Here is a 22,661-nt window from a genome sequence, read left to right on the forward strand (position 1 = left end):
CGAGCAGCCGCACAGGACGGACCGGTGCGGTAGCGTGAGCCGCAACATCACGCATCAACCTGTGGAAGGTTGGTGCGATCATATGGGGAATCACGGCGGTCTCACGCCGCATGATCGAAGGCTAAATGGTCGCGTAGGCGGCCACAAGAGCTGGAGTCAGACTCCCGACAGAGCTACGCGGCTGGAAGCGGCTCACGCCGCATCTCCGTCTCAAATCGCCTGGCACGCATTGCGTATGGGTTTTGACCCAAGTCAACTGACCGAAGGTCAGAAGAAGCAGGCCGAGTCTGCACGAAAGCTCTATTACGCCGAACTTTCTAGGCGGGCACGTAAAGGCCGGAAACGCGGCACGTCGAAATGAACGATACGCATGATGCCGATTGTGATGATCTGCCGGTCACCACGGTACCTTGGCCGACCCTTGAACCCGATGCTCTAGCCGGGGCAGCGGGGCACATCGTCAGCATGGTTGCGCCGCATACCGAGGCTGATCCGGCAGCAGTCCTGCTGCAACTTCTCGCAGTGTTCGGCGCGACGGTTGAAAACCCGTGGATTCGGGTCGCCAATCGACAGCACCGTGCAGTCGTCCATCCATTGCTGATTGGTCGGACGTCGTCAGGGGCGAAGGGGACGGCGCTGGGTGTGGTGACGGCGATCCGGCGGCGGGCGCTACCGGAGTTCGACGTCGACAAAGTCGTCCATGGCCTTAGCACTGGTGAAGGTCTAATTGAATTAGTTAGAGACGGAACCGGCCTCGATGACCCGGGAATTCTCGATAAAAGACTGCTCGTCGAAGAAACCGAGTATCGGACGGTGTTGGCGCGCGGACGGCGCGAGGGAAGCACGTTGGCCCCCATCCTGCGGCAGGCATGGGATTTGGACGATTTGCGGACGCTGACGCGGCAACGATCTGCGCTGACGTGCACTCGACCCCACATCGTCGTCGTCGGGCATTGCACGCCAAAGGAATTGACCCGGATGGTGACTGAGTCCGACCTCGCCGGAGGCTCCGTCAACCGCCTGTTGCTGTGCTGCTCGCAACGGACGCGTCTCAATCCACGGTTCGGCAATATGCCGGAAGAAACACTCGCCGAGGCCGCGGAGCTGTTCCTGCAGGCGCATGAGCATGCCCGACCACGCAACGAGGTCGGGGTACACGAACAATTCTGGTCTGAGTGGGAGGCTGCCTATGAAGACCTGGTGCGTGACCGACCCGAGACATGGGCGGCGGAGGCGACGGCGCGTGGTCATGTTCAGGTGCTGCGGCTAGCACTCATCTACTGCTTGCTGGACCGCGCTGACGCCATTGGGGTTGAGCATCTCCGCGCTGCGCTGGCGATGTGGCGGTATTGCGACTGGTCGGCACGTTGGATTTTCTCCACTGTGTGGGAGGAGGTCGAGCGGACGCGTGCCGAGGATTTGGCTGAGTACATACGAGATGGCGGGCCACAGGGGCGCACACGAACTGAAATCAACACCGATTTTTATTTCGGTCACCGTACAGCTAAGCAAATAGAAGCCGACCTCGCGCCCCTCGTCCATGCGGGGACCGTCAGCGAAATGCGGGTGCCGACTAGGGGTCGTCCGCAACTCCGCTACGTACACCGGTTGTGCGGCAAAAGCGGATATGCGCAAAATGCAGATCAAGCGGCCAAGCAGCCTGCGGAGAAACCGAAAACGCCGCGTAAGAAGCAGGATCAGCAGCGGAAAAAGGGTCCCACTTCTTCCGCGCCAAAACCCCTTCCTCCGCAACGTCATGACCTTAGTGCGCGGGCAGAAGCAACGTCTGAGCAGGCATTTTTCGCAAATCCGCTTATTTCGCACTACGACGACGCGCCACCCGGTGCTGTCAAACCAAGCACGCCTGGGATGACCGAACGCGTCATTGACATTATTGCCCGTCAGAAAGCATCGCAGCAAACGGCAGTTGAGCGTTGCAATCCGCCGGGTGGCGAACATTGCGACAAGCCACCGGAAGAGGGCAGCGACGTCTGCCTGTTGCATCTGAATCGTCAGCGCCTTGAGGTCCTCAGAGCCAGAGGCGGCGACGCCTCATGACTGGGACTGTCGTCCGCAGCCGTGCCCTCCGCATGGTTCTGGCGCAACTCACCGGGGACGGCCAAGCGCTCTACATGACCTACCGGGAGTTTGCTGATTGCGGCAACTGTGTTCATGAGGTTGCCGAAGAATTGGCTCTGATCGCGGCCGCCTTCTCGGTCCTCGCCACAGACGGACCCGGTGCGACAACCTGTGTTGGAGGCATCGACAGAGTCACCGACATGCTCGCCGACGCCCTCGACTCAGCAGGCCAGCTATGAGCACCGCGCGTACGTTGATCCCTCCGGCGGGCGTTGTGCGCTGTCGTCTCTGTCGCTGGCATCCGGCCACGCAAGGTCACCACCAAACCTGCTCGCGCGCGACGTGTCGCCGGTGTGAGCAGTTCCCGCGATGGCCTGGGTCACGGTGGTGTTGCTGGTGTCAGAGCGAGCTGAACCGCCGGAAGGAGAAACTCAAGTGACCGAACCGGTTGAGGAGTTGGCGGCGATGCGAGCGAACTTTGTCGTCGTCCATGACCGGGCGCACGCCGCCGCGCTCGGCTTGTTGACGCGGGCGCGCGCCCAGGGCCGCGACCGTCTTGACGGCGAAGACCAAGCGGGGTTCCGCGCCCACACTGCAACGATGAGCAGCGCGAATCTCGGCATCCAAGGCATCGACCTGCTCGCCCAGGCGCTCGACCAACTCGGCGAGCACGATCAGGACGACGCGCTGTGAAGCGGTCCCGGCGGCGATGTCGGTTCTGCGCCGCAGACATCGGACGACATCTGCCGGGGTGCCCGCGTGCGAAGCAGTGCTACCGATGTGGGGAACCGGCGGCTCCTGGCGAGATGTGCACGGTGTGCGCGACACGAGTACGCGTGGACGAGGAGCGGCTTGAAAGGTTGCGCGACGCAACATGAGAGGCGCGGCTTGTGTGGTGTGCGTGCGAGTCGGCCACATCGGGAAGAACACCGCTCCTCGGGTGACGTTTTTCGAGACACGGGCAGCGGCGGCCGCTGCTGCGGCTGAACGTTGCGACGCGAGGTGCGAGCGGGTGCACTCTACGGTGTGGCGTGGCGGGCATGGCCGCCTGCGGGTACGCGCCGTCCGTCCCAGCCGCGCGGCAGCGCAACTTCGCGCTGCCGCCGGTGTGGCGGCCGCTGCCGCGCCACCCGTGGCCGCTACAGCCGAGCCAGGCCGAACGTGCCGGTGGAGGCATCGGCAACACCAGGCGCGGTGTCGGCCATGTCGTCGCCTACGAGGCCGGGCTGTTCGGAGAGGAACGCAATGACTAACGACGAGTTGTGCACCGCACCCGATTGGTCAGCGAGCCTGTGACCCGTTGCTCGATGCACTCGATGCTGGCAACTGTCCTGGCGGTGCGCCTGTCGAGGCGCGGCAGCGAGAGCTTGACGATCTAGGCTAGGCCACGGTCCGCCGCTGTAAGCGGCGCGTGTCAAACTGTTGGTGGCGGCGGACCACTTTTGGGGCCGGCCTTTACCGTGGACGTGAGTTGTGTTCTCTTGCAGAACAATTGACTGATGCTCTCGACGTGCCTGGTCACCAGATGGCGGACAGTTGCGCTAGCATCGAGATAGCAGTTAACCCATCGCCATATCGGTGGGCAGCGGTCGACCCCATCGAGGGCAACGGTCGGAAAGTGGCACGCGTCCTGTTCTGCTCCGTGGTTGGAGTGCGCTCCAACTGAAGTGGGAGTAAACGTGCCTATCGAACTTTTCCAGAATGACGAGCGTCGCGTCGCAATGGCGTGGAAGCAGCTCGCCCTCGGTGGATACCTCGGTCAACTTGAGCAGCGTGGCGACGACGATGGGCTTCGGCGTACCCGCGCTGAGATGCAGCGCATCGACGGCGAACTGCGAGGCGGTGGTGGGCGCCGCGTGCCTCGGGACGGCGGCGGGGCGAGCCGTGACGACGTCGAGCGTGAAGAACAAGCCCGTAAGGGCGAAGACAGTCCTGCGCTGGAGCGCATCCGACGGCCCAACGCAGGTGTAGCGAGATGCCGCGTTTACGAATCGTCGACTTACCAGCGTGGTGATCATCGCCACTCTTACGTGCAGGACCTGGTTCGTGTCCAAATGAATATGGACGACACGGGTTCGGCCCGCGAGAGGCTTCTGCGACACGCGCAGGATGTCGCCACGCTCCCGGAGTACAGCGAGCATCGAGATCTCAGTCGAGTGGACGGTTCCGGCGGGTACGCCGTCCCTCCTGCATGGTTGATGGACTCGTACGTTGAGCTCGCCCGACCTGGCCGCGCCTTCGCGAATCTCGTCCAGAACCTCCCGCTGCCTGCTGGCACCGATTCGGTGAACATCCCGAAGCTGCTGACCGGTACTGCCACCGGCCCGCAGGTTGCGGACAACACTGCTGTCACCCAGGTGGACTTGACAGACACCTTCATCAACGCGCCGGTTCGCACTATCGCCGGTCAGCAGGGTCTCGCCATTCAACTGATCGAACAGTCACCGATTGCGTTCGATGAGGTGGTGTTTCGCGACTTGATGTCGGATCACGCATCTCAGGTAGATCGCCAAGTCTTGAATGGTTCTGGTGCGAATGGCCAGATACTGGGGGTTCATCAGACCGTTGGAATTCAGACCGTAACGGTTTCAACGGTCAGCATCCAGGGCGTCTACAGCGCAATCGCTAATGCCATCCAGAGGATTCACACCCAGCGGTACCTGCCGCCCGAGGTGATCGTTATGCATCCCCGCCGCTGGGGCTGGTTCTTGTCATTGCTTGATGGTCAGCAGCGGCCATTGTTTTTGCCAGCCGCGAGCGGTCCGATGAACGTCGCCGGTGTTCTGTCGGCTGTTGCTTCGCAACAGGTTGTGGGTCAGATGCACGGCCTGCCGGTCGTCACCGACCCAAATATCGGCACCACTTTTGGCGCAGGTACTAACGGCACCGAGGACGTGATCTACGTGATGCGCGCAAGCGACATTGTGCTGTGGGAGGGTGCGGTCAGAACGAGGGTCCTGCAGGACACGAAAGCACAGAATCTGACTGTGCTCCTCCAGGTGTTTTCGTATTTGGCGTTCAGCGCGGCGCGCTATCCCGCATCAATAGTCGAGATTGCGGGCCTAACGGGTCCAGTCTTCGGATGAAGAAGTTCTAATTGGACTAGGTTGCCGCTCAATGATCAGCGGGCCGGATTACGCGCTCCTGGGCTTCGGGCGAGGCGTCCAGCAATCGGAACAGGTGTCCCCTCACCGCACGTCCAAGGATTTGTGCCACTGCGTGTAGAGCAAGCGGCTCGAATGCTCCAGTACCGTGTGAGAGCTTGTTCCGTGCGTATCTTAGTGCCGCGAAAGTTGTTGTCACTGAATCTTCGTCGTCGATTATGCGCTTGACCAGTTCCGTCTGCGCCAGTTCCGGCTCAAGGTCTACGGGTAGCGAGGTGAGCATTGCCTCAAGTGCGTGATCGAGACTGTACGGAGTTTTACCGAGCCACTGTTTGAGAAATCTGAAATCGCTGCCGCTGAGATGTCCTCGGCAATCATCGAGTATTCGTTGCCGTCTTTCCACATGGCTCGCCCACCGCCCACCCAGTCGGTCCTCATGGCCGCATAAGCCCTCAAGGGCTTGCAACAGTAGTAAAAAGCGGGCACGCGGCGCTTGGTCGGGTCCGAGCGAATGAATATCGTAGGTGTTGAGAATTGGGTTCTGTTCTGCTTCGAGAGTCTGCCAACGACGAAGGAGATGCAGGAGGGAGTCACCTTCCGCAAGTCGTATCGCCGATAAGTGCTTGTCGCGGAGCGAGTTGTCGGAAGCGTACGGCTGCTGCGTGATCCATCTATTGAAGATCGCGAACTGTCTCCGTGCCGGTGGCTCGTTGTCGCCACCTTCAAGGAGTGGTGAGCATGACCAGTAAGTGATGTCTTCGTTTCTTCCCGTCGATGCAGATACGAGACCGTGCAGAGGGAGCACCCAGGACGTGAAGAACTCTTTGAAAGGTATTGGTTCGCTTAGCTCGATCCGGATAGTCGGACTGAATGTGACCCCGAAGTGATAGCCACCGTGTACAGCAGCCGATATTTGGTACTCAACTGCGACTTCTGCCGCATCATCAGACCAGACCTGGTAGCTGGCCTGTTGGAATTTCACTTCAAACCTAGGGTCCTCGTCCTCAAAAGGGTTGCGCGAGTAGCGAGTCTCCTCAATGGGACCTTTCGCGGCGAAGGTGTCGAGATGCGAGATCTGAACAACGCCGGAGTCAACCAAAATGTCACTGGTTCTTGGAATCCCGCGCCCGACAAGGGCTGCCCAGGCATCGAAGTGGGCATTCGGGCCTGGGAACATTCCACTGCTGCGGTCAGCGTCCATCACTCGCAGGACTGGGTCGACGAGCGCTACGTTGCGGCCGTTCAGCAACTGGCCGTGAACAACGGGGTAGCGAAAGTACTGCGGAGCCCCGTAGGAAATGCCTCCCCCCGGCGTTCGGGTGAAGTTGATGGGCGCTCGCCCATACACGCCGCCGTAAGGTTGTCGACTCGCACGCAAGTCTATATCGCCTTCGGAATACCAACACTCCTCGTCGGCCGGCTTCGACAGTAGCCAGGTACACCTGTAATTGCCAGGAGTCGTCTTGAGTTCCAGTGCTGATTCAGGCATTTAGATAGCTGCCGTCAGAGGTGAAATTCTCACGGCAAAGAAGTCGTTTCGGCAGGCGTCGATCCGCCGCTGAGTTGAGCAACGAGCTTCATTGTCTCGACGCTTACCGTGGTGACCTTCTTGATTAGATCCACGATGTACGAAGGATCGTCATGCTCGTCGCACCAGTCGTTGGGGTCGTTGACAATGCCGGAAGGCTTATCTGTCTTAACTTGATACCGGTCGATGATCCATTCGAGCCCGGAGCGTGAACCCAGCATATATTCGTGAGCTTGGTCGGGGATGCCAGCGATGGTGACCGCGCTGTTGTAGATGATCGCGGAGCGGTCGGCCTTCGATTGCCACCGCATTTTGGTCACTCTCCAGGTGTCCCGGTGAGCAATGTCAACTCCGGATCGAAAGCGGATATGCAGTGGATAAGGTTCGGCCGCTTCGTAATTGACATGGAGATCTGCGAGTTGACGCCCGATGTCAGCAATCATTCGGAACCGTTCGCCACTGTCAGGAGTCGGGACGTGAGGAAGCATTTTCTTTAAGTCGGCGGCGTAAGTCAGGCGGTACTGGCGCTGGTGCAAGGATGCATAGATGTAGGAGAATATTTGATCCTTAGTAACTTCGCCGACCGCACGCCGGTACAGGGCTTGTATGTCGTCTGTGATGTTGTCGATCTTGCGATACCCATGGTCATCAATGCCATCAGTAGTCGTGAACTGTAGTGTCCCTTCAGCAGTCTCGATCTTCTCGTAGGTCCATCGAGGGAAGAACTGACCTGGGTTGCCCGCCCCGCCGAGCGTTAGATTTGGCAGCTGGTCCGTCATCAGCGCGTTGAAGGGCGCTCCTGCTCCACGGTCTGAGACCCAGATGCCGACATTCGAGTGCGCCACCGTAGGGAAGATGCTATCGAGCTGGTAAACCCGTTCCAGCATTTCGCGATCGAAGTAGACATACTGCTTAGTAAAAGGCCGGTATACGCCTATGCGTGTGAACTCGTGGTTGTAGGCGTACGAGCGCTTACGTGCAAAATCTTTTTTCGAGTTCGTCGTCCAACTCATTCGTGTCGGGTCGACCAAGGGCTGGGTGCGCCCATCGAGGATCATCTCGTTGTAGAAATCGATCATCCGCGACATGTTCTTCGCTACTGCTGATTTCGAGAAGTTGTAGACCCACACGTCGCGGCCCGAATTGACGCCCTGAGAGTGACTCTTGAAGATGGTGACTGTTGAGGGTGAGTTTCTGCTGCTTAGGGAGGGCCATGAGGCGAATACCTCGTTGCGTTGCTCCTCCCAGTCGCCTTCGGCGTTCGGTGTGATTCGCTCCCATCCCTGCGAGTCCAGATCAATCCTTGCGAGGGTTGCGAGCTTTTCTTTCCGAGTTAAGAAATCGTCGACACGGTGGTAGCGAATCTCGCAAGCGCCCTTGTGGGCCGGGTCTTTGACGCCAACGAAGATCGCAACTGTGGCTTGCGAACCGGATCCGAAGATCTTCTCGCCCTCTTCTCTCCAGTTCGCGACACGCATGTTGCCTCGCAGGTTGAACACGTAGATATGACTGTATTCCTCAGCGAGGATGAGCCGCATACCATCGGCGGTGTTGCCATTAATCCAGCCTCCGTTCGACACGAATGCGACGACGCCCGCATCGCCGATGCGATCACTCGCCCACCGGAACGCTCGAACGTAGGGGTCTCGGAGGTTGTTCTTGTTTCTCGCTGTCGACTTGGCCGAATAGGTGTCGGCAATCCGCTTGTCGAGTGTTGGGTATGCCAGATTGGCGTTGTCCTCGTCTACGTTCGACTGCCGTATAGACCATGGCGGATTCCCGACGATGATATTGATCGGCGTCTTCAGCTGCGCCGTGATGCGATCGTTGTTCGTCGCAAAGACTTCTATATCGAGTGCGTCCTGCTGTTCGCTAATTTGGAACGTATCCGCGAGCGCAATCCCGGGAAACGGTTCGTAGCTGTCGCTTTGACCGGACCTGCCCACCAACGCGTGGTATGTAGTCTCGATGTTGACTGCAGCGATGTAGTAGGCGAGCAGCATGATCTCGTTGGCGTGCAACTCGGTTAAGTATTTCCTTGATAAATCTGCAGGGGTAAGAAGACCAGACTGCAGAAGGCGAGTGAGAAATGTACCTGTGCCCGTGAAGCCGTCAAGAACATGTACATTCTGATCGGATAGTCCGAAATTCAGGTGGGTGCGGCTTGCGTAATCGGCAGCCTTGAGAATGAAATCTACGATCTCGACTGGTGTATAGACGATTCCGAGCGCCTCGGATTGCTTCTTGAAGGCGGTCCTGAAGAACTTTTCATAGAGGTCGGCGATCAGGCGCTGCCTACCCTCAGCGCTGACGACTTGTTCTGCGCGAGCTCTCACCGATGCGTAAAATTTTTCGAGGCGGGTCGTTTCCGCCTCTAGTCCGCTTCCATCTAACGCATCCACCATTGCCTGCATCACTTGAGAAACCGGGTTGCGCGACGCGAAATCATGTTCGGTGAACAATGCGTCGAAAACCGGCTTGGTGATTAGGTGCTGGGACAGCATGCTAATCGCGTCATCTCGTGTGACGGACTCATTTAGATTATCCCGCAGCCCTTTCAGGAAACGCTCAAATTGCTGAGTCAGTACGGCTTCGGCATCTGCGGCGTTGAGTACGGCGTTTATGCGGGCAATTTGAGCTGTCGCGATGTCTGCGACGTCGGAGGCCCATTGGTCCCAGTAGACGCGGGTGCCGACCTTTTCGACTATGCGGGTGTAGACCGCTTCTTGCCATTGGGAGAGAGAGAAGAGCGCCATCTGTGCAGGTCGAGCGGCAAGTGTGGTCTCGGCCTCGGGAGGGTCGTCGGTGGTGGGTCCAATGTGTGCCCCGAGGAGTTGATTGGTGCCCTGGCCTGTCTTTTGGCCGCCTTGGTTGAGGGCGATGCTGTTGACCATGGCGTCGAAGCGTTCGTCGTGGGAGCGTAGGGCGTTGAGAACCTGCCATACGACCTTAAAGCGTTGGTTATCGGCGAGGGCTTCAGATGGGTTCATGCATGCGGGCACTGCGACAGGCAGAATGACGTAACCGTAGTCCTTATCGGGCGATAGGCGCATCACGCGGCCAACAGATTGCACTACGTCGACTATCGAGTTTCTGGGGTGCAGGAACAGGACTGCGTCTAGCGCTGGAACATCGACGCCTTCAGACAGGCACCGGGCGTTGGTTAGAATTCGGCATTCACCCTGAGCAACAGGGGATTTCAGCCATGCGAGTTCGGCGTTGCGTTCAAGCGCGTTGTATGTGCCATCTACGTGGTGGACCTCGCAGATTAGGTCACGGTTGGTCTCTGCCACTCGGTGACCATCGTTTTCTTGGGCGTCAAGGGATGATTGGTATGCCTCGACCACGCGCGGGAACAGACTGGCGATTTGCTTGGAGGCTGCGATGTCACGAGCAAATGCGACTGCCCGCTGCATGGGCAGCTCGCCGGGAGCGAAACTGGGTTCGCCGTCGACACTGGCTCCTGCGCGTTTGGCGAGTCCGTTCCAGCAGCCCACAATTTTTGAGGCATCGTCAAGTGGTAGCTCGCCTAGTGTTGCCAGCTGCTGTTGCATCGGGGCAGCAATCACCGACTCGTCAATGGTCAAGACCAAGACCTTGTAGTCGGTGAGCAGCCCGCGCTCGACCGCGTCGCCGAACGAAAGGTTATGGAACTCAGGCCCGTAGCGCAGTTCGTCGTCCATGGAAACGAGTTCGGCGGAATGCTGCTCGGCCTTATCTTTCACCGCGTCGCTGTAGATGCGCGGGGTGGCGGTCATGTAGAGCCTGCGGTCAGCGCGTAGGTAGTCGTTGTCGTGGATGCGAACAAAGTTCGACTCGTCGCCGTCGGACAGGATGGCCCCGGTGGTCCGGTGGGCTTCATCGCAGATCACCAAGTCAAAAGTGTCGACGCCGAGACTCTGGGCGTCGGCGACAGTCGGCAACGACTGGTAGGTGCTGAAGACGATCGTCAGTCCCTTGGCGCGCTTGCGGTAGCTCATCTCGTCGACGAGCTTGGCTGCATTGGTCGTGACGGGGATCGGTACGTCGTAGACGTTGAAGTCCTCGGCGTTGCGCAGGCGACCCACCTTGGTGTCCGAGCAGACCGCGAATGCCCGCATGTCGAGCTGGCATTGGGCAGTCCACTCCCGCAGCGACTGACTTAGCAGCGAGATGGATGGCACGAGGAACAGAATTCGCGCGCTACCGCCCGCGTCGCCGGCAATACGTTCAGCCAACTTCAGGGCTGTGAACGTCTTGCCTGTCCCGCACGCCATGATCAACTTGCCCCGGTCATTGCCGACCTCGAAGCCCTTCATGACAGCGTTGATGGCGTCGACCTGGTGGGGACGGGGTTCTTTCCGTTCAGCGGGTGCAAGATCAATGGTCAGGTTGCCCTGCGGCCAGGCAATGTCCCAGTTGATGGGTGACTCGGCGATGTCAGCCATGTTGATGCGCTGAACCGGCGTGCTCTGATCTTCGAGCGCGTCCTCGGCGTTCTTACCCCACTTGTCGGTGGTCGAGATGATTACCCGGTTAGTGAACGGCTTCTTCCCGGAGGCGGTGAAGAAGGAGTCGATATGTTCCTTCTGCAAAGTTGTCGTTGGCTCATAGAACTTGCACTGGATAGCTGTGTACTCACCGGTGTCGCGCTCGCGAGCCACCAGATCGATTCCGGTATCGGGCTTGCCTTTGCGGTCCGGCCAGTCGATCCAGCGCCACACTTCGTCGTACTGCTGGGTGAGCGCGGGATCTAGCTGGAAGTAGCGGACCATCAGTTTCTCGAACAGCGTTCCCCGGTCGACGTTCGTCGGAGCCTGCCGGAACGCCTCAATGACATCGTTGATCGAGCCCATACCCGCGTACTTCCTCCCCACCGCACAGCGTCGTTGCTCCAACATATTGCTAGGCAGTGCCGACATGCACGGTGCCAACCCGGCAAACGGCACCCACTTTTCGTCGACGGGATAAAGCCGCAAACGATGTATTGCGGCGCGGTCGTACGCTGCGAAGGCAAACCAGTCCGCTACTCAATCAACGGAGAGATGGACGATCGCACGATCGACGGGCTGGGTCGACGCGCCTACCGCGCGGCCCGGAACAGCCCCGCCTCCAGGGTGGCTGGAGGCCAGGCCCTGGCTGGGAGGGCCGGCCGTCGTCGACCGCGGAGCCGGGGACGGGCTGCATTCCCCTCCCCGGCTCGGACACGGCGGTCAGCGTCGCGGCATCAGTTCGCCGGTGCGCAGCTGCACGGTGTGGCGGGCCAGGTGCAGCAGCTTCGCCGTCTTGGCCAGCCGCGCCACCCGCAGCACCGCCGCGCCGGGGAGCAGCGGCAGCAGGCTGGCGGCGATCACCACCACGTCGAACACGTGCCACGGGTTGCGCCAGAACGCAGCCCGCTGCACCGCCATCGTCACTACCAACTCGACGATGAACAGCGCCAGGATGCCGTGCTCGATGGTCTCGGCCAGCCGTTCGTGGTGGTGGTCGATCAGACCCCACACGAACACGCCCGCATTGGCCACGATGGCGGCAGTCACTACCCGCTCGATACGGGGAAGGCCCCCGCCTGGGCGGGGGCCTTCTTTCTGAGTCTCGCGGCTACTCGTCGCCATCAACGGGCTTCCTCCAGTTCGGGTCCAGTGCGGGGTGCAACGGCTCCCCGGCCCTCCACTTCTCGACCCACACCTGCACCCACGCGTCGGCCTCCCCGCCGTGCAGCAGGTCCAGCGCCATCGCAAGCGTCTGATTGCTGCATGGGACCGAACGCCAGCAGCGCCATGGATGCGCCGAGTTCGGGCACGCGCCGCGCGGCGTCTCGCAGTCCGGCCAACCACCGGTCGGCGTCACCACGACTCGTCCTCGTCCTGATCGTCGTCGGTCACGACCTCGGTCCAGCCGTCGAACGATCCCCCGTCGCCGCGCTGCAACAACTGTTCCTCGAAGTTCACGCGGTTCATGCGGCGGCGGTGCGCCGCATACCGGGACTCGCGGCGCATCATCACGCCACCACCGTCGTCTCGACCACGACCGCGTCGGTGGCGTCGGAATAGAAGTCGTTGCGCTGCCCCATGGTGCCGTCGTTGACTGCGGCCGCGAACGCCTCAGCCTTGGCGCGGTCTGCAAAGAAGCGGCTGACAACGCCCTCGCGATAAGCGATCTTCTTCGCCTCGGTCTTTTTCACATCAACTGCGAAGGCCAGCGGAGTGGTTGAGGTCTTCATGCTGACCTGGCCGCTACGGCCGGTCGCCTGATAGGCGCGCTTCTCTGCGGGCTTCTTCTCCGGCTTGGTCTCAGCGACGGCGGACTTTTTGGCTGGGGTGGCCTTCGCGGCGGCGGTGGTGGACATTGCGGTCTCCTGTGATTGCTGGACGGGCAGCGCGACCAGCTTGCTGGGTCTTTGCTCGTTTGCTGCCATGCCAGGTATAACACCGCGAGGCGGGAAATAATGCCGACCGCCGCAGTCAATTCGACCTGAAAACCCCTGTGCCGCAACTAAAACGACCCCGGCACCCGGTAGGGGTAGCTCAAACCACAAGACCTACGCCACCCCGGTCCCTAGGTGGTGTGGGGTACCCCCCTGCGACTACACGCCGAATTCGGTCCTTTCCGCTGATCTTCCCCCAAATTCGCGACAATGGCGTGTAGTAGCCGTCTATCCCCGGGAGTTGCTGTGCCGCGCGCCGATACCGCTGTCCGTGTGTCTCGGGATGCGTGGGTGATGCGGCTCTTCGTGGCCGGGCACTCCTACCGGGACATCGGACGCCACCCCAAGGTGAAGCTGTCACCGAAGGGGGTGGGCAATGTGGTTCACCGCTACCTGGCGGAGGCGAACCCGAACCAAAACACGATCGGTCAGCAGGCTAGCGTCGTGTATCTGGAGCGGTTGGAGCAGATGCTGCGCGCGGTGTGGCCCCAAGCCATCAGAGGAGACCTGACAGCGGTGCGGGTGGCGTTGCGCATCCTTGCCCAGGAAGCCCGCTTCCACGGCCTTGCCGGTAGCGCGCCTGACGCCGACCTTTTCGTCGACGCAGGCGCCCTGGATGCTTACCGTGCAAAACGGAGGTAAGTTCCGTCGGCGTCGGTTGGACAGGGGGTCCGGTGCGTAAGCGTGTGCTGGTGTCAACGCTTCTGTTTCTGGTAGCGGTCATCATCGGATTGACGATGGCGCTTGTCTGGTCCCCCGAACCCAGGGACTACTTGACCTTGGGCGTCGGCACCATCGCGCTGCTGGCCTTAGTCCAGACAACGATGTCATCGACGGCGGCAACCATAAATACTGAGCTCAACAAGGTGGCGGAGGACCGCAAGAAGTACGGGTGGTCCATTGTGTTGCATCCAGACGGTGGTTCCTACGTGCTCCGCAACACCGGCACCGTCACAGCGAAAGACGTGAAACTGGTCGTACCGGGGGAACGTGCCCGCGCTGCTTTTCTTCAGCATGAGGGCGAAGTCGGGCCAACGATTCCCTACAACCAATCCAAGGGTTTCCGCGCTGATTTCCCCTGGACTAGTCGTGGAACTGAAATTCAGATCGATTGGTTGCCAGATGGAGAAGCGAAAAGGCGGACCCATAACGACGTGGTGCAGCCGACGCCTGACCGCATAGCTGAGTACGAATCGAGGCAGCGGCAGAAGCTCGACGACCAGCGAGCCAATGAGGACGCACAAATCGAGAGATATGCGGCTGAATGTAGACGCCTTCTGATCGAGCTAGCTACCGCCTGGGGTGAGTACTGCGAAGACCCGACTGAGCGCAAAAAGATGCGCGTTCAAGCCCTCGTAGGCGCCCTGCCAACGAACTTCGTAAGAGAGATCGGCTACCAAGTGGACGTGACCCGCGATTACTGGGGGATCGACCAGTGGCCCCCGGAGGTTTGGACGCCAGACTCCACCGATGACCAAGAATTGCTGCGACGCAACGCGGCGATGATCGAACTTGCCTGGAATCTTCGGCAAGTTCAAATACCGAAGTTCGTTGAGATTGATTTGTCGCAGAGTCCAGAGCATTGGTATCGCATCAATCACGCTGTATACGGGTTTCGTGACCAGGTGCGAGGAAGAGAATCGGGGGAGCGTGAGTTTCGGGATGGGCAACGTGATCGAGAACAGCGCCTAAGAACGCGACGTGAATTGCAGGAGTTCAATAAGCGCTGGGAAGAGAGCAAGGCGGCCCGGCAGGAAACTGCATCAGGTGACGAAGGTTCTAAAGAGGCCTCGGGCTCGTGAATGCCTATCTGTGCTGGTGGGCGCGCTGGGGTGTGCTGGTTGCTAACCGTAGAATAAGTAAGGCTACAGCGGCGGTAGTCGGCTGGCTGTAACCACCGAGAATATTGAGACACCACAGCGCTACCGGTACTGCTACACCCTGTAGTTGACCGTTTTGACCCGGCTGGGACACTGGTGCCATGAGCAGTACCGACGTCTCCGCGAAGCTCTTCGCCGACGCCGCCTCGGTCATCCCCGGCGGAGTGAACTCGCCGGTGCGTGCGTTCAACTCCGTCGGCGGCACTCCCCGGTTCATCACCTCCGCCCAGGGCTGCTGGTTGACCGACGCCGACGGCAACCGCTACGTCGACCTGGTGTGTTCCTGGGGACCGATGATCCTCGGACATGCGCACCCCGCGGTGGTCGAGGCGGTGCAGCGCGCGGCCGCCGACGGGCTGTCGTTCGGCGCGCCCACGCCGTCGGAGTCCGAGTTGGCCCGCGAGATCATCGACCGCGTCGCGCCGGTCGAACGGCTGCGGCTGGTCAACTCCGGCACCGAGGCCACGATGAGCGCGATCCGGCTGGCCCGCGGCTTCACCGGCCGCGCGAAGATCATCAAGTTCTCCGGCTGCTACCACGGCCACAGCGACGCGCTGCTCGCCGATGCCGGCTCCGGCGTCGCGACCCTGGGCCTGCCGTCGTCGCCCGGCGTGACGGGTGCGGCCGCCGCGGACACCGTGGTGCTGCCCTACAACAACGTCGCCGCCCTCGAGGACGTGTTCGCCCGGTTCGGCGACGAGATCGCGTGCGTGATCACCGAGGCCAGCCCGGGCAACATGGGCACCGTGCCGCCGCTGCCCGGCTTCAACGCCGAACTGCGCCGCATCACCGCCGCGCACGGCGCGCTGCTGATCTCCGACGAGGTGATGACGGGCTTCCGGGTCAGCCGCTCGGGCTGGTACGGCCTGGATCCGGTGGACGCCGACCTGTTCACCTACGGCAAGGTGATGAGCGGCGGGCTGCCCGCCGCAGCCTTCGGCGGCCGCGCCGACGTGATGGGCCGACTGGCCCCGCTGGGGCCGGTGTACCAGGCGGGCACGCTCTCGGGTAACCCGGTCGCGATGGCCGCCGGCCTGGCCACGTTGCGCGCCGCCGACGACACCGTCTACGCCACGCTGGACGCCAACGCCGACCGGCTGATCGGCCTGATCGGGGATGCGCTGACCGAAGCCGGTGTGGCGCATCAGATCCCGCGCGCGGGCAACATGTTCAGCGTGTTCTTCGGCGACGTCGATCCGGTCACGGACTTCGCGTCGGCCAAGGCCACCGAGACGTGGCGGTTCCCGGCGTTCTTCCACGCCCTGCTCGACGCGGGCATCTACCCGCCGCCGAGCGCCTACGAATGCTGGTTCGTCTCAACGGCTCTCGACGACGACGCCTTCGGGCGCATCGCCGGGGCGCTGCCCGGCGCGGCGCGCGCAGCGGCCCAGGCGAGGCCCGCGTGACGAATTCGCAGGGCACGAAGACCGTCGTGCACGTGATGCGCCACGGCGAGGTGCACAACCCCGACAAGATCCTCTACGGCCGGTTGCCCGATTACCACCTCTCCGAACGCGGGCAGGCGCAGGCCAAGGCGGTCGCCGACTGGCTGGCCGCCCGCGACATCACGCACGTGGTGGCCTCGCCGCTGGAGCGTGCGCAGGAGACGGCGGCGCCGATCGCGGCGCGGCACGGCCTGGTCGTCGGCACCGACGACGAGCTGATCGAGTCGGCCAACGTCTTCCAGGGGCAGAGGGTCTCCCCGGGCGACGGCGCGCTGCGCGATCCCCGCAACTGGTGGCATCTGCGCAACCCGCGCACCCCGTCGTGGGGCGAGCCGTACACCGAGATCGCCGCGCGGATGACGCGGGCGGTGCGGCGCGCGGTGGTGAAGGCTTCCGGTCACGAAGCCGTCTGCGTCAGCCACCAGCTGCCCGTCGAGACACTGCGCCGCTCGATGACCGAGAAACCGCTGCACCACTTCCCGACCCGCAGGATGTGCAACCTGGCGTCGGTCACGTCGTTCTACTTCCACGACGACGCCTGCGTGGGCTGGGGGTACGCGGAGCTGGCCGGGCAGTGAACCGGCTTGTTGCCCTGCTGATGGCGGTGGTCGTGCTCGCGGGATGCTCGACCGGCCGCGACGCCGTCGCGCAGGGCGGCAGCTTCGAGTTCGTCGCGCCGGGTGGCAAGACCGACATCTTCTACGACCCGCCGGCTGAGCGCGGCACACCGGGGCCGGTGTCCGGGCCGGACCTGATGGACACCACGAGGACGTTGTCGCTGAAGGACTTCGACGGCAAGATCGTCGTCCTCAACGTGTGGGGGCAGTGGTGCGGTCCGTGCCGCACCGAGATCACCCAGCTGGAGCAGGTGTACAAGGCGACTCGGGACCGGGGCGTCGCGTTCCTCGGAATCGACGTGCGCGACAACAACATCGACGCCGCCCGCGACTTCGTCATCGACCGCGGCGTGACGTTCCCGTCCATCTACGACCCGGCGATGCGCACGCTGATCGCCTTCGGCGGGCGGTATCCGACCACCGTGATCCCGTCCACGGTGGTGCTCGACCGGCAACACCGGGTCGCCGCGGTTTTCCTGCGCGAGCTGCTTGCCTCGGATCTGCAGCCGGTCGTCGAGCGGTTGGCTGCCGAGAAATGAACTTTGCCGAGATGACCTCAGGAGGTCCGCTGCTGCTCGCCATGGCGGTGAGCCTGCTGGCCGGCATCGTGTCGTTCGCGTCGCCGTGTGTGGTGCCGCTGGTGCCCGGATACCTGTCCTACCTGGCCGCCGTCGTCGGTGTCGAGGACTCCCCGTCCTCGGTGAAGGTGCGCGGGGCGCGATTGCGGGTCGCCGGCGCGGCCGCGCTGTTCGTGGCCGGTTTCACGGTGGTGTTCCTGCTGGGCACCGTCGCGGTGCTGGGGATGACGACGGCGCTGATCACCAATCAGGTGCTGCTGCAACGTATCGGCGGAGTGATCACGATCCTGATGAGCCTGGTGTTCATCGGGCTGGTACCGATGTTGCAGCGCGACACCCGGTTCACCCCGCGCGAGATCTCCACCCTGGGCGGCGCCCCGCTGCTGGGCGCGGTGTTCGCGCTGGGCTGGACGCCGTGTCTGGGGCCGACGCTGACCGGGGTGATCGCGGTGGCATCGGCGACCGAAGGCAGCAACGTCGCCCGCGGCGTGATCCTGGTGATCGCCTACTGCCTGGGGCTGGGGATTCCGTTCGTGCTGCTGGCGTTCGGCTCGGCCCGTGCGGTCAGCGGGCTGGGCTGGCTGCGCCGCCACACCCGCGCCATTCAGATCTTCGGTGGCGTGCTGCTGATCCTGGTGGGTGCGGCGCTGGTGACCGGGCTGTGGAACGAGTTCGTGTCCTGGGTGCGCGACGCGTTCGTCAGCGACGTGAGGTTGCCGATCTGATGCGCCTTCTCGCCTACGCGCGCAACACCTGGCGCACGCTGACCTCGATGGGCACGGCGCTGGTGCTGCTGTTCCTGCTCGCGCTCGGCGCCATCCCCGGCGCCCTGCTGCCGCAGCGCAGCCTCAACGAGACCAAGGTGGCCGAGTACCTCGCCGAGCATCCGACGATCGGGCCGTGGCTGGACCGGGTGCAGGCCTTCGACGTGTTCTCCAGCTTCTGGTTCACCGCGATCTACGTGCTGCTGTTCGTGTCGCTGGTGGGCTGTCTGACCCCGCGACTGGCCGAGCACATGCGCAGCCTGCGCGCCGAGCCCGTCGCGGCGCCGCGCAATCTGTCCCGGCTGCCCAAACATCACACCGCGGAGGTGCCCGGCGACGACGTCGTCGCGATGGCCGCGGCCGTCGACGAGACGTTGTCGGGGTGGCGGCGCTTCACCCGCCACGGCGACAGTGCCGAGATTTCAGCGGAGAAGGGGTATCTGCGCGAGTTCGGCAACATCGTCTTCCACTTCTCGCTGCTCGGCCTGCTCGTCGCGATCGCCGCGGGCAAGCTGTTCAGCTACGAGGGCAACGTCATCGTGGTCGCCGACGGCGGCCCGGGCTTCTGCTCCGCGTCGCCGGCCGCGTTCGACTCGTTCCGGGCCGGCAACACCGTCGACGGCACGTCGCTGTATCCGATCTGCGTGCGCGTCAACGACTTCCAGGCGACCTATCTGCCCAGCGGGCAGGCCACGTCGTTCCAGGCCGACATCGACTATCAGGCCGGCGGCGACCTCGACTCCGGCAGCTGGCGGCCGTACCTGCTCAAGGTGAACGAGCCGCTGCGCGTCGGCGGGGACCGGGTGTACCTGCAGGGCCACGGCTACGCACCGACCTTCAGCGTCACGTTCCCCGACGGCAAGACCCGCACCCAGACGTTGCAGTGGCGTCCCGAGGACCAGATCACCTTCCTGTCGTCGGGCGCCATGCGGTTCGACCCGCCCGGCGGCACCTACGCCGACGAACGCGAACGCCGCAAGAACCAGATCGCGATCCAGGGTCTGTTCGCGCCCACCGAGCAACTCGACGGCACGCTGTTGTCGTCGAAGTTCCCGGCGATGAACGATCCCGCGGTCGCCGTCGACATCTACAAGGGCGACACCGGGCTGGACACCGGCCGGCCGCAGTCGCTGTTCTCCCTGGACCCCCGGATGATCGACCAGGGCCGGCTCAGCAAGGTGGCCCGCGTCAATCTGCGGGCCGGGCAGGACACCCGGTTGCCCGACGGCACGATCGTCCGCTTCGACGGCGCGGTGCCGTTCGTGAACCTGCAGGTCTCCCACGACCCGGCGCAGGTCTGGGTGCTGGTGTTCGCGATGACGATGATGGCGGGTCTGCTGGTGTCGCTGATCGTGCGGCGCCGACGTGTGTGGGTGCGGCTGACGCCGGGGCCTGCGGGTACCGTGAACGTCGAGCTGGGCGGTCTGGCCCGCACCGACAACTCGGGGTGGGGCGACGAGTTCGAGCGCCTGACGACGAAGCTGCTCTCGGCGATCGAGGAGGCGGAGCCGGTGCGCCGGCGGGACGGCACAGAGAAGGAAGCGGATCGCGCATGAACACCACCCACATCGATCTCGGACTGGCCCGCTACTCCGACTGGGCGTACACCTCGTCGTTGGTGGTGCTCGTGGTGGCGCTGCTGCTGCTCGCCGTCGAACTGGCCTACAGCGAGGGCCGCCGGGTGGACAGCCGCGAACTGGTGAACGCGGGATCGGTGGCGAGCAACAGTGCGACGCCCGGCCGGGTGGTCGACGCGCCGCGGCGGCCGTTCGACGAGCGGATCGGCTCGGCGGGGCTGGCGCTGGTCTACGTCGGCATCGGCCTGCTGCTGGCGTGCATCGTGTTGCGTGGGCTCTCCACGGCGCGGGTGCCGTGGGGCAACATGTACGAGTTCATCAACCTGACCTGCTTCTGCGGTCTGGTGGCCGGCGCCGTGGTGCTGCGCAAGCCGCAGTACCGCTCGCTGTGGGTGTTCGTTCTCGTGCCGGTGCTGATCCTGCTGACCGTGTCGGGCCGGTGGCTGTACTCGCACGCCGCGCCCGTGATGCCGGCGCTGCAGTCCTACTGGCTACCGATCCACGTGTCCGTGGTCAGCCTCGGTTCCGGGGTGTTCCTGGTGGCGGGTGTGGCGAGCATCCTGTTCCTGCTGAAGATGTCCCGGCTCGGTGATCCCGGCCGCGGCGACGCCATCGGCCGCATCGTCGCGCGGCTGCCCGACGCTCAGACCCTGGACCGGATCGCTTACCGGACAACGATCTTCGCGTTCCCGATCTTCGGGTTCGGCGTGATCTTCGGCGCCATCTGGGCCGAGGAGGCGTGGGGCCGGTACTGGGGCTGGGACCCCAAGGAGACCGTGTCGTTCATCGCGTGGGTCGTGTACGCGGCGTACCTGCACGCCCGCTCCACGGCCGGGTGGCGCGACCGCAAGGCCGCGTGGATCAACGTGGTCGGGTTCGTGGCGATGGTGTTCAACCTGTTCTTCATCAACCTGGTGACCGTAGGCCTGCACTCCTACGCCGGCGTCGGCTAGGGGGACCGGAGTTTTGTCGGACGTACCGGGCGGATTCCGGGCGCAGCAGCGCTTCCGCGATCCGATGGCCGAGCTGCCCGCCGAGTGGACGGCGCCGACCCCGCCGCAGCCCGCCCTGCCCGTCGTGCCGACGCCCGCCGCACCGGCGCCGATGGATCCGGGTACGCCCGATCCGCCGCCCTACCTGGACCTGTCGACGGTGGCGCTGCTCGGCAGGGCGCGCCGGGGTCCGTCCGCCGGCTGGCGCAAGTGGCTCTACTGGGGGACCGGCCGGCTGGTCGACGTCGGAGAGGATCCGCGGGCGGTACGGCACGACCGACTGGTCGCCCAGGTGCAGCGCCCGCTGCGCGGCTGCTACCGGATCGCGATGCTCTCGCAGAAGGGTGGGGTCGGCAAGACCACGATCACCGCGACGCTCGGCGCGACGTTCGCGAGCACCCGCGGTGACCGCGTGGTCGCCGTCGACGCCAACCCCGACCGCGGCACGCTGAGCCAGAAGGTGCCGCTGGAGACGGCCGCGACGGTGCGGCACCTGCTGCGCGACGCCGAGGGCATCGCGGCGTACAGCGATGTCCGCCAATACACCTCGCAGGGTGCCAGCCGATTGGAGGTGCTCGCCTCGGAGAGCGACCCCGCGGTGTCGGTGGCGTTCAGTGCCGAGGACTACGGGCGCACTCTCGATGTGCTCGAGCGGTTCTACAGCCTGGTGCTCACCGACTGCGGCACCGGCATGCTGCATTCGGCGATGTCGGCGGTGCTCGACAAGGCCGACGCGCTGGTGGTCATCAGCTCGGGTTCGGTGGACGGGGCGCGCAGTGCGTCGGCGACGCTGGACTGGCTCGACGCGCACGGCCGAGAAGATCTGGTGCGCAACTCGATCGCGGTCATCAACGGCGTGCGCCCGCGGGCGCGCCGGGGCGTCACCAAGGTCGATCTGAACAAGGTCGTCGACCATTTCGCGCGTCGCTGCCGGGCGGTGTGTCAGGTGCCGTTCGATCCGCATCTGGAGGAGGGCGCGGAGATCAGCCTGGACCGGTTACGGCCGGAGACCACCGATGCGCTGCTGGAGTTGGCGGCCACGGTGGCACAAGGCTTTCCGGGCGCGCGCCCAGCCGGCGACACCGTCGCCGGTTAGCGGCTCAGGACCGCGGTTTGTCGTCGCGCGGTGTGATGCGCCGCAGGAAATCCGGATCGTCGTCCGGTCCGATCACCCGGGTGCGCGTGCGATTCGCGGTCATCCGGGTCACCCGCCAGCCGACGTAGACCAATGCGGCCAAGACGAGAATCAGGAGCAGATACGCCACTCGAAACCTCCTTCCTGTCAATATACGCGCCCTCGGTAGGCTCGGATCGTGTCTGACGAACGCACCGGTTCTCGCCTCTTCTTCGACGTTGCGGCCTACGTCGTGGCGCGTCTGGTGCTCGTCGCCGTGGTCGCCGCCGTCATCCTCGGAGTCGGCCATCTGATCGGGTTGCGCGAGTTCCCGATCGCGGTGGCACTGCTCTTCGCGATCGTGATCGCCTTCCCGCTCGGCATCTGGGTGTTCGCCCCGCTGCGCAGGCGGGCGACCGAGAGCATCGCGCTGTTCGACGAACGCCGTCGCGCGGAACGCGCGAACCTGCAGGCGCGGCTGCGCGGCGACAGCACACCCGACACCGCCGCTGGTCCCGGCCGTGATCAGGACGACGCCTGACCCGCCGTTCAGCAGCAAACTTTTTCGGGTGCGTAG

Annotated in this window: 22 protein-coding genes; 15 read left to right on the forward strand and 7 right to left on the reverse strand. The window is 63.4% G+C overall.

Annotated elements, in window-relative coordinates; genetic code table 11:
* The first annotated feature begins 357 nt into the window (after positions 1-357).
* The 5 genes from MCHLDSM_RS36030 (at position 358) to MCHLDSM_RS36035 (ending at position 5,165) form a co-directional block, all read left to right on the forward strand.
* Positions 358-2,058 carry a DUF3987 domain-containing protein gene (locus MCHLDSM_RS36030; protein ID WP_082168864.1) on the forward strand — a complete coding sequence of 567 codons (1,701 nt, stop codon included), beginning with the start codon at positions 358-360 and terminating at the stop codon, positions 2,056-2,058.
* Between the two features lie 32 nt (positions 2,059-2,090).
* Complete coding sequence (locus tag MCHLDSM_RS13745) at positions 2,091-2,318, forward strand: hypothetical protein (RefSeq protein WP_048470565.1); 228 nt, start codon at positions 2,091-2,093, stop codon at positions 2,316-2,318.
* Between the two features lie 130 nt (positions 2,319-2,448).
* Positions 2,449-2,772, forward strand: a complete 324-nt coding sequence (locus MCHLDSM_RS13750) for a hypothetical protein (RefSeq protein ID WP_060937543.1) — start codon at positions 2,449-2,451, stop codon at positions 2,770-2,772.
* A 347-nt stretch (positions 2,773-3,119) separates the two neighbouring features.
* Positions 3,120-3,332 (forward strand): hypothetical protein, encoded by a 213-nt coding sequence (locus tag MCHLDSM_RS13755; RefSeq protein WP_131722638.1) that lies wholly within the window; start codon positions 3,120-3,122, stop codon positions 3,330-3,332.
* Between the two features lie 426 nt (positions 3,333-3,758).
* Positions 3,759-5,165 (forward strand): phage major capsid protein, encoded by a 1,407-nt coding sequence (locus MCHLDSM_RS36035; RefSeq protein WP_234713969.1) that lies wholly within the window; start codon positions 3,759-3,761, stop codon positions 5,163-5,165.
* 28 nt (positions 5,166-5,193) lie between these two features.
* On the opposite strand, the gene MCHLDSM_RS37740 is transcribed toward MCHLDSM_RS36035, so the two are convergent.
* The 6 genes from MCHLDSM_RS37740 to MCHLDSM_RS13780 all read right to left on the reverse strand — a co-directional run bounded on the left by MCHLDSM_RS37740 (position 5,194) and on the right by MCHLDSM_RS13780 (position 13,108).
* Positions 5,194-6,672 (reverse strand): ApeA N-terminal domain 1-containing protein, encoded by a 1,479-nt coding sequence (locus MCHLDSM_RS37740; protein WP_131722639.1) that lies wholly within the window; start codon positions 6,670-6,672, stop codon positions 5,194-5,196.
* 29 nt (positions 6,673-6,701) lie between these two features.
* On the reverse strand, positions 6,702-11,546 hold the full coding sequence (locus tag MCHLDSM_RS13770) for a DEAD/DEAH box helicase (RefSeq protein WP_048470569.1): 4,845 nt from the start codon (positions 11,544-11,546) through the stop codon (positions 6,702-6,704).
* Positions 11,547-11,903: 357 nt separating this feature from the next.
* Positions 11,904-12,230, reverse strand: coding sequence for an ion transporter (locus MCHLDSM_RS13775; RefSeq protein ID WP_048470570.1), 327 nt, complete (start codon positions 12,228-12,230; stop codon positions 11,904-11,906).
* A 61-nt stretch (positions 12,231-12,291) separates the two neighbouring features.
* Positions 12,292-12,540: a hypothetical protein gene (locus MCHLDSM_RS38455; RefSeq protein WP_170216884.1), complete on the reverse strand. Its 249-nt coding sequence runs from the start codon at positions 12,538-12,540 to the stop codon at positions 12,292-12,294.
* Positions 12,537-12,695, reverse strand: a complete 159-nt coding sequence (locus MCHLDSM_RS38115; protein ID WP_156455011.1) for a hypothetical protein — start codon at positions 12,693-12,695, stop codon at positions 12,537-12,539. Before MCHLDSM_RS38115 ends, MCHLDSM_RS38455 begins: the two co-directional genes overlap by 4 nt.
* On the reverse strand, positions 12,692-13,108 hold the full coding sequence (locus MCHLDSM_RS13780) for a hypothetical protein (RefSeq protein ID WP_048470571.1): 417 nt from the start codon (positions 13,106-13,108) through the stop codon (positions 12,692-12,694). The genes MCHLDSM_RS38115 and MCHLDSM_RS13780 overlap by 4 nt, the downstream gene beginning before the upstream one ends.
* A gap of 300 nt (positions 13,109-13,408) precedes the next feature.
* Here MCHLDSM_RS13780 and MCHLDSM_RS13785 point away from each other — a divergent pair, with 300 nt between their 5' ends.
* The 9 genes from MCHLDSM_RS13785 to MCHLDSM_RS13825 all read left to right on the forward strand — a co-directional run bounded on the left by MCHLDSM_RS13785 (position 13,409) and on the right by MCHLDSM_RS13825 (position 22,066).
* A complete protein-coding gene (locus MCHLDSM_RS13785; RefSeq protein WP_063899034.1) occupies positions 13,409-13,759 on the forward strand; it encodes a hypothetical protein in 351 nt (116 codons plus the stop codon).
* Between the two features lie 50 nt (positions 13,760-13,809).
* Positions 13,810-14,919: a hypothetical protein gene (locus MCHLDSM_RS13790; protein WP_131722640.1), complete on the forward strand. Its 1,110-nt coding sequence runs from the start codon at positions 13,810-13,812 to the stop codon at positions 14,917-14,919.
* Between the two features lie 179 nt (positions 14,920-15,098).
* Entirely contained in the window at positions 15,099-16,403 is a 1,305-nt protein-coding gene (gene hemL / locus MCHLDSM_RS13795) for a glutamate-1-semialdehyde 2,1-aminomutase (protein WP_048470573.1), read from the forward strand.
* Positions 16,404-16,438: 35 nt separating this feature from the next.
* Positions 16,439-17,020 (forward strand): histidine phosphatase family protein, encoded by a 582-nt coding sequence (locus MCHLDSM_RS13800; RefSeq protein ID WP_048470706.1) that lies wholly within the window; start codon positions 16,439-16,441, stop codon positions 17,018-17,020.
* The gene (locus MCHLDSM_RS13805) at positions 17,017-17,598 is read left to right on the forward strand and encodes a TlpA disulfide reductase family protein (protein WP_048470574.1); all 582 of its coding nucleotides are present in this window, start codon (positions 17,017-17,019) and stop codon (positions 17,596-17,598) included. The genes MCHLDSM_RS13800 and MCHLDSM_RS13805 overlap by 4 nt, the downstream gene beginning before the upstream one ends.
* 11 nt (positions 17,599-17,609) lie before the next feature.
* Positions 17,610-18,362, forward strand: coding sequence for a cytochrome c biogenesis CcdA family protein (locus tag MCHLDSM_RS13810; RefSeq protein WP_407661861.1), 753 nt, complete (start codon positions 17,610-17,612; stop codon positions 18,360-18,362).
* On the forward strand, positions 18,362-19,957 hold the full coding sequence (gene resB, locus MCHLDSM_RS13815) for a cytochrome c biogenesis protein ResB (protein ID WP_082168866.1): 1,596 nt from the start codon (positions 18,362-18,364) through the stop codon (positions 19,955-19,957). The genes MCHLDSM_RS13810 and resB overlap by 1 nt, the downstream gene beginning before the upstream one ends.
* Positions 19,954-20,931 (forward strand): c-type cytochrome biogenesis protein CcsB, encoded by a 978-nt coding sequence (gene ccsB / locus MCHLDSM_RS13820; RefSeq protein WP_048470576.1) that lies wholly within the window; start codon positions 19,954-19,956, stop codon positions 20,929-20,931. The genes resB and ccsB overlap by 4 nt, the downstream gene beginning before the upstream one ends.
* A gap of 64 nt (positions 20,932-20,995) precedes the next feature.
* Complete coding sequence (locus MCHLDSM_RS13825) at positions 20,996-22,066, forward strand: nucleotide-binding protein (RefSeq protein WP_048470708.1); 1,071 nt, start codon at positions 20,996-20,998, stop codon at positions 22,064-22,066.
* 4 nt (positions 22,067-22,070) lie between these two features.
* Here the strand turns inward: MCHLDSM_RS13825 and MCHLDSM_RS37220 are convergent, their stop codons facing one another.
* Positions 22,071-22,235: a hypothetical protein gene (locus tag MCHLDSM_RS37220; protein ID WP_109777979.1), complete on the reverse strand. Its 165-nt coding sequence runs from the start codon at positions 22,233-22,235 to the stop codon at positions 22,071-22,073.
* A gap of 48 nt (positions 22,236-22,283) precedes the next feature.
* On the opposite strand from MCHLDSM_RS37220, the gene MCHLDSM_RS13830 reads away from it, so the two are divergent.
* Positions 22,284-22,625: a DUF4229 domain-containing protein gene (locus MCHLDSM_RS13830; RefSeq protein WP_048470577.1), complete on the forward strand. Its 342-nt coding sequence runs from the start codon at positions 22,284-22,286 to the stop codon at positions 22,623-22,625.
* The last annotated feature ends 36 nt before the right edge of the window (positions 22,626-22,661 follow it).

Origin of the sequence: Mycolicibacterium chlorophenolicum (assembly GCF_001044235.1) — a bacterium.
Taxonomy (GTDB): domain Bacteria; phylum Actinomycetota; class Actinomycetes; order Mycobacteriales; family Mycobacteriaceae; genus Mycobacterium; species Mycobacterium chlorophenolicum.

Excerpts from the sequence above, each read along its gene's own strand:
- MCHLDSM_RS36030 (WP_082168864.1), top strand. The coding sequence starts at position 358 with ATGAACGATACGCATGATGCCGATTGTGATGATCTGCCGGTCACCACG.
- MCHLDSM_RS13745 (WP_048470565.1), top strand. The coding sequence starts at position 2,091 with ATGGTTCTGGCGCAACTCACCGGGGACGGCCAAGCGCTCTACATGACC.
- MCHLDSM_RS13750 (WP_060937543.1), top strand. The coding sequence starts at position 2,449 with ATGGCCTGGGTCACGGTGGTGTTGCTGGTGTCAGAGCGAGCTGAACCG.
- MCHLDSM_RS13755 (WP_131722638.1), top strand. The coding sequence starts at position 3,120 with ATGGCCGCCTGCGGGTACGCGCCGTCCGTCCCAGCCGCGCGGCAGCGC.
- MCHLDSM_RS37740 (WP_131722639.1), bottom strand. The coding sequence starts at position 6,672 with ATGCCTGAATCAGCACTGGAACTCAAGACGACTCCTGGCAATTACAGG.
- MCHLDSM_RS13770 (WP_048470569.1), bottom strand. The coding sequence starts at position 11,546 with ATGGGCTCGATCAACGATGTCATTGAGGCGTTCCGGCAGGCTCCGACG.
- MCHLDSM_RS13780 (WP_048470571.1), bottom strand. The coding sequence starts at position 13,108 with ATGGCAGCAAACGAGCAAAGACCCAGCAAGCTGGTCGCGCTGCCCGTC.
- hemL (WP_048470573.1), top strand. The coding sequence starts at position 15,099 with ATGAGCAGTACCGACGTCTCCGCGAAGCTCTTCGCCGACGCCGCCTCG.
- MCHLDSM_RS13800 (WP_048470706.1), top strand. The coding sequence starts at position 16,439 with ATGCGCCACGGCGAGGTGCACAACCCCGACAAGATCCTCTACGGCCGG.
- MCHLDSM_RS13810 (WP_407661861.1), top strand. The coding sequence starts at position 17,610 with ATGACCTCAGGAGGTCCGCTGCTGCTCGCCATGGCGGTGAGCCTGCTG.
- resB (WP_082168866.1), top strand. The coding sequence starts at position 18,362 with ATGCGCCTTCTCGCCTACGCGCGCAACACCTGGCGCACGCTGACCTCG.
- ccsB (WP_048470576.1), top strand. The coding sequence starts at position 19,954 with ATGAACACCACCCACATCGATCTCGGACTGGCCCGCTACTCCGACTGG.
- MCHLDSM_RS13825 (WP_048470708.1), top strand. The coding sequence starts at position 20,996 with ATGGCCGAGCTGCCCGCCGAGTGGACGGCGCCGACCCCGCCGCAGCCC.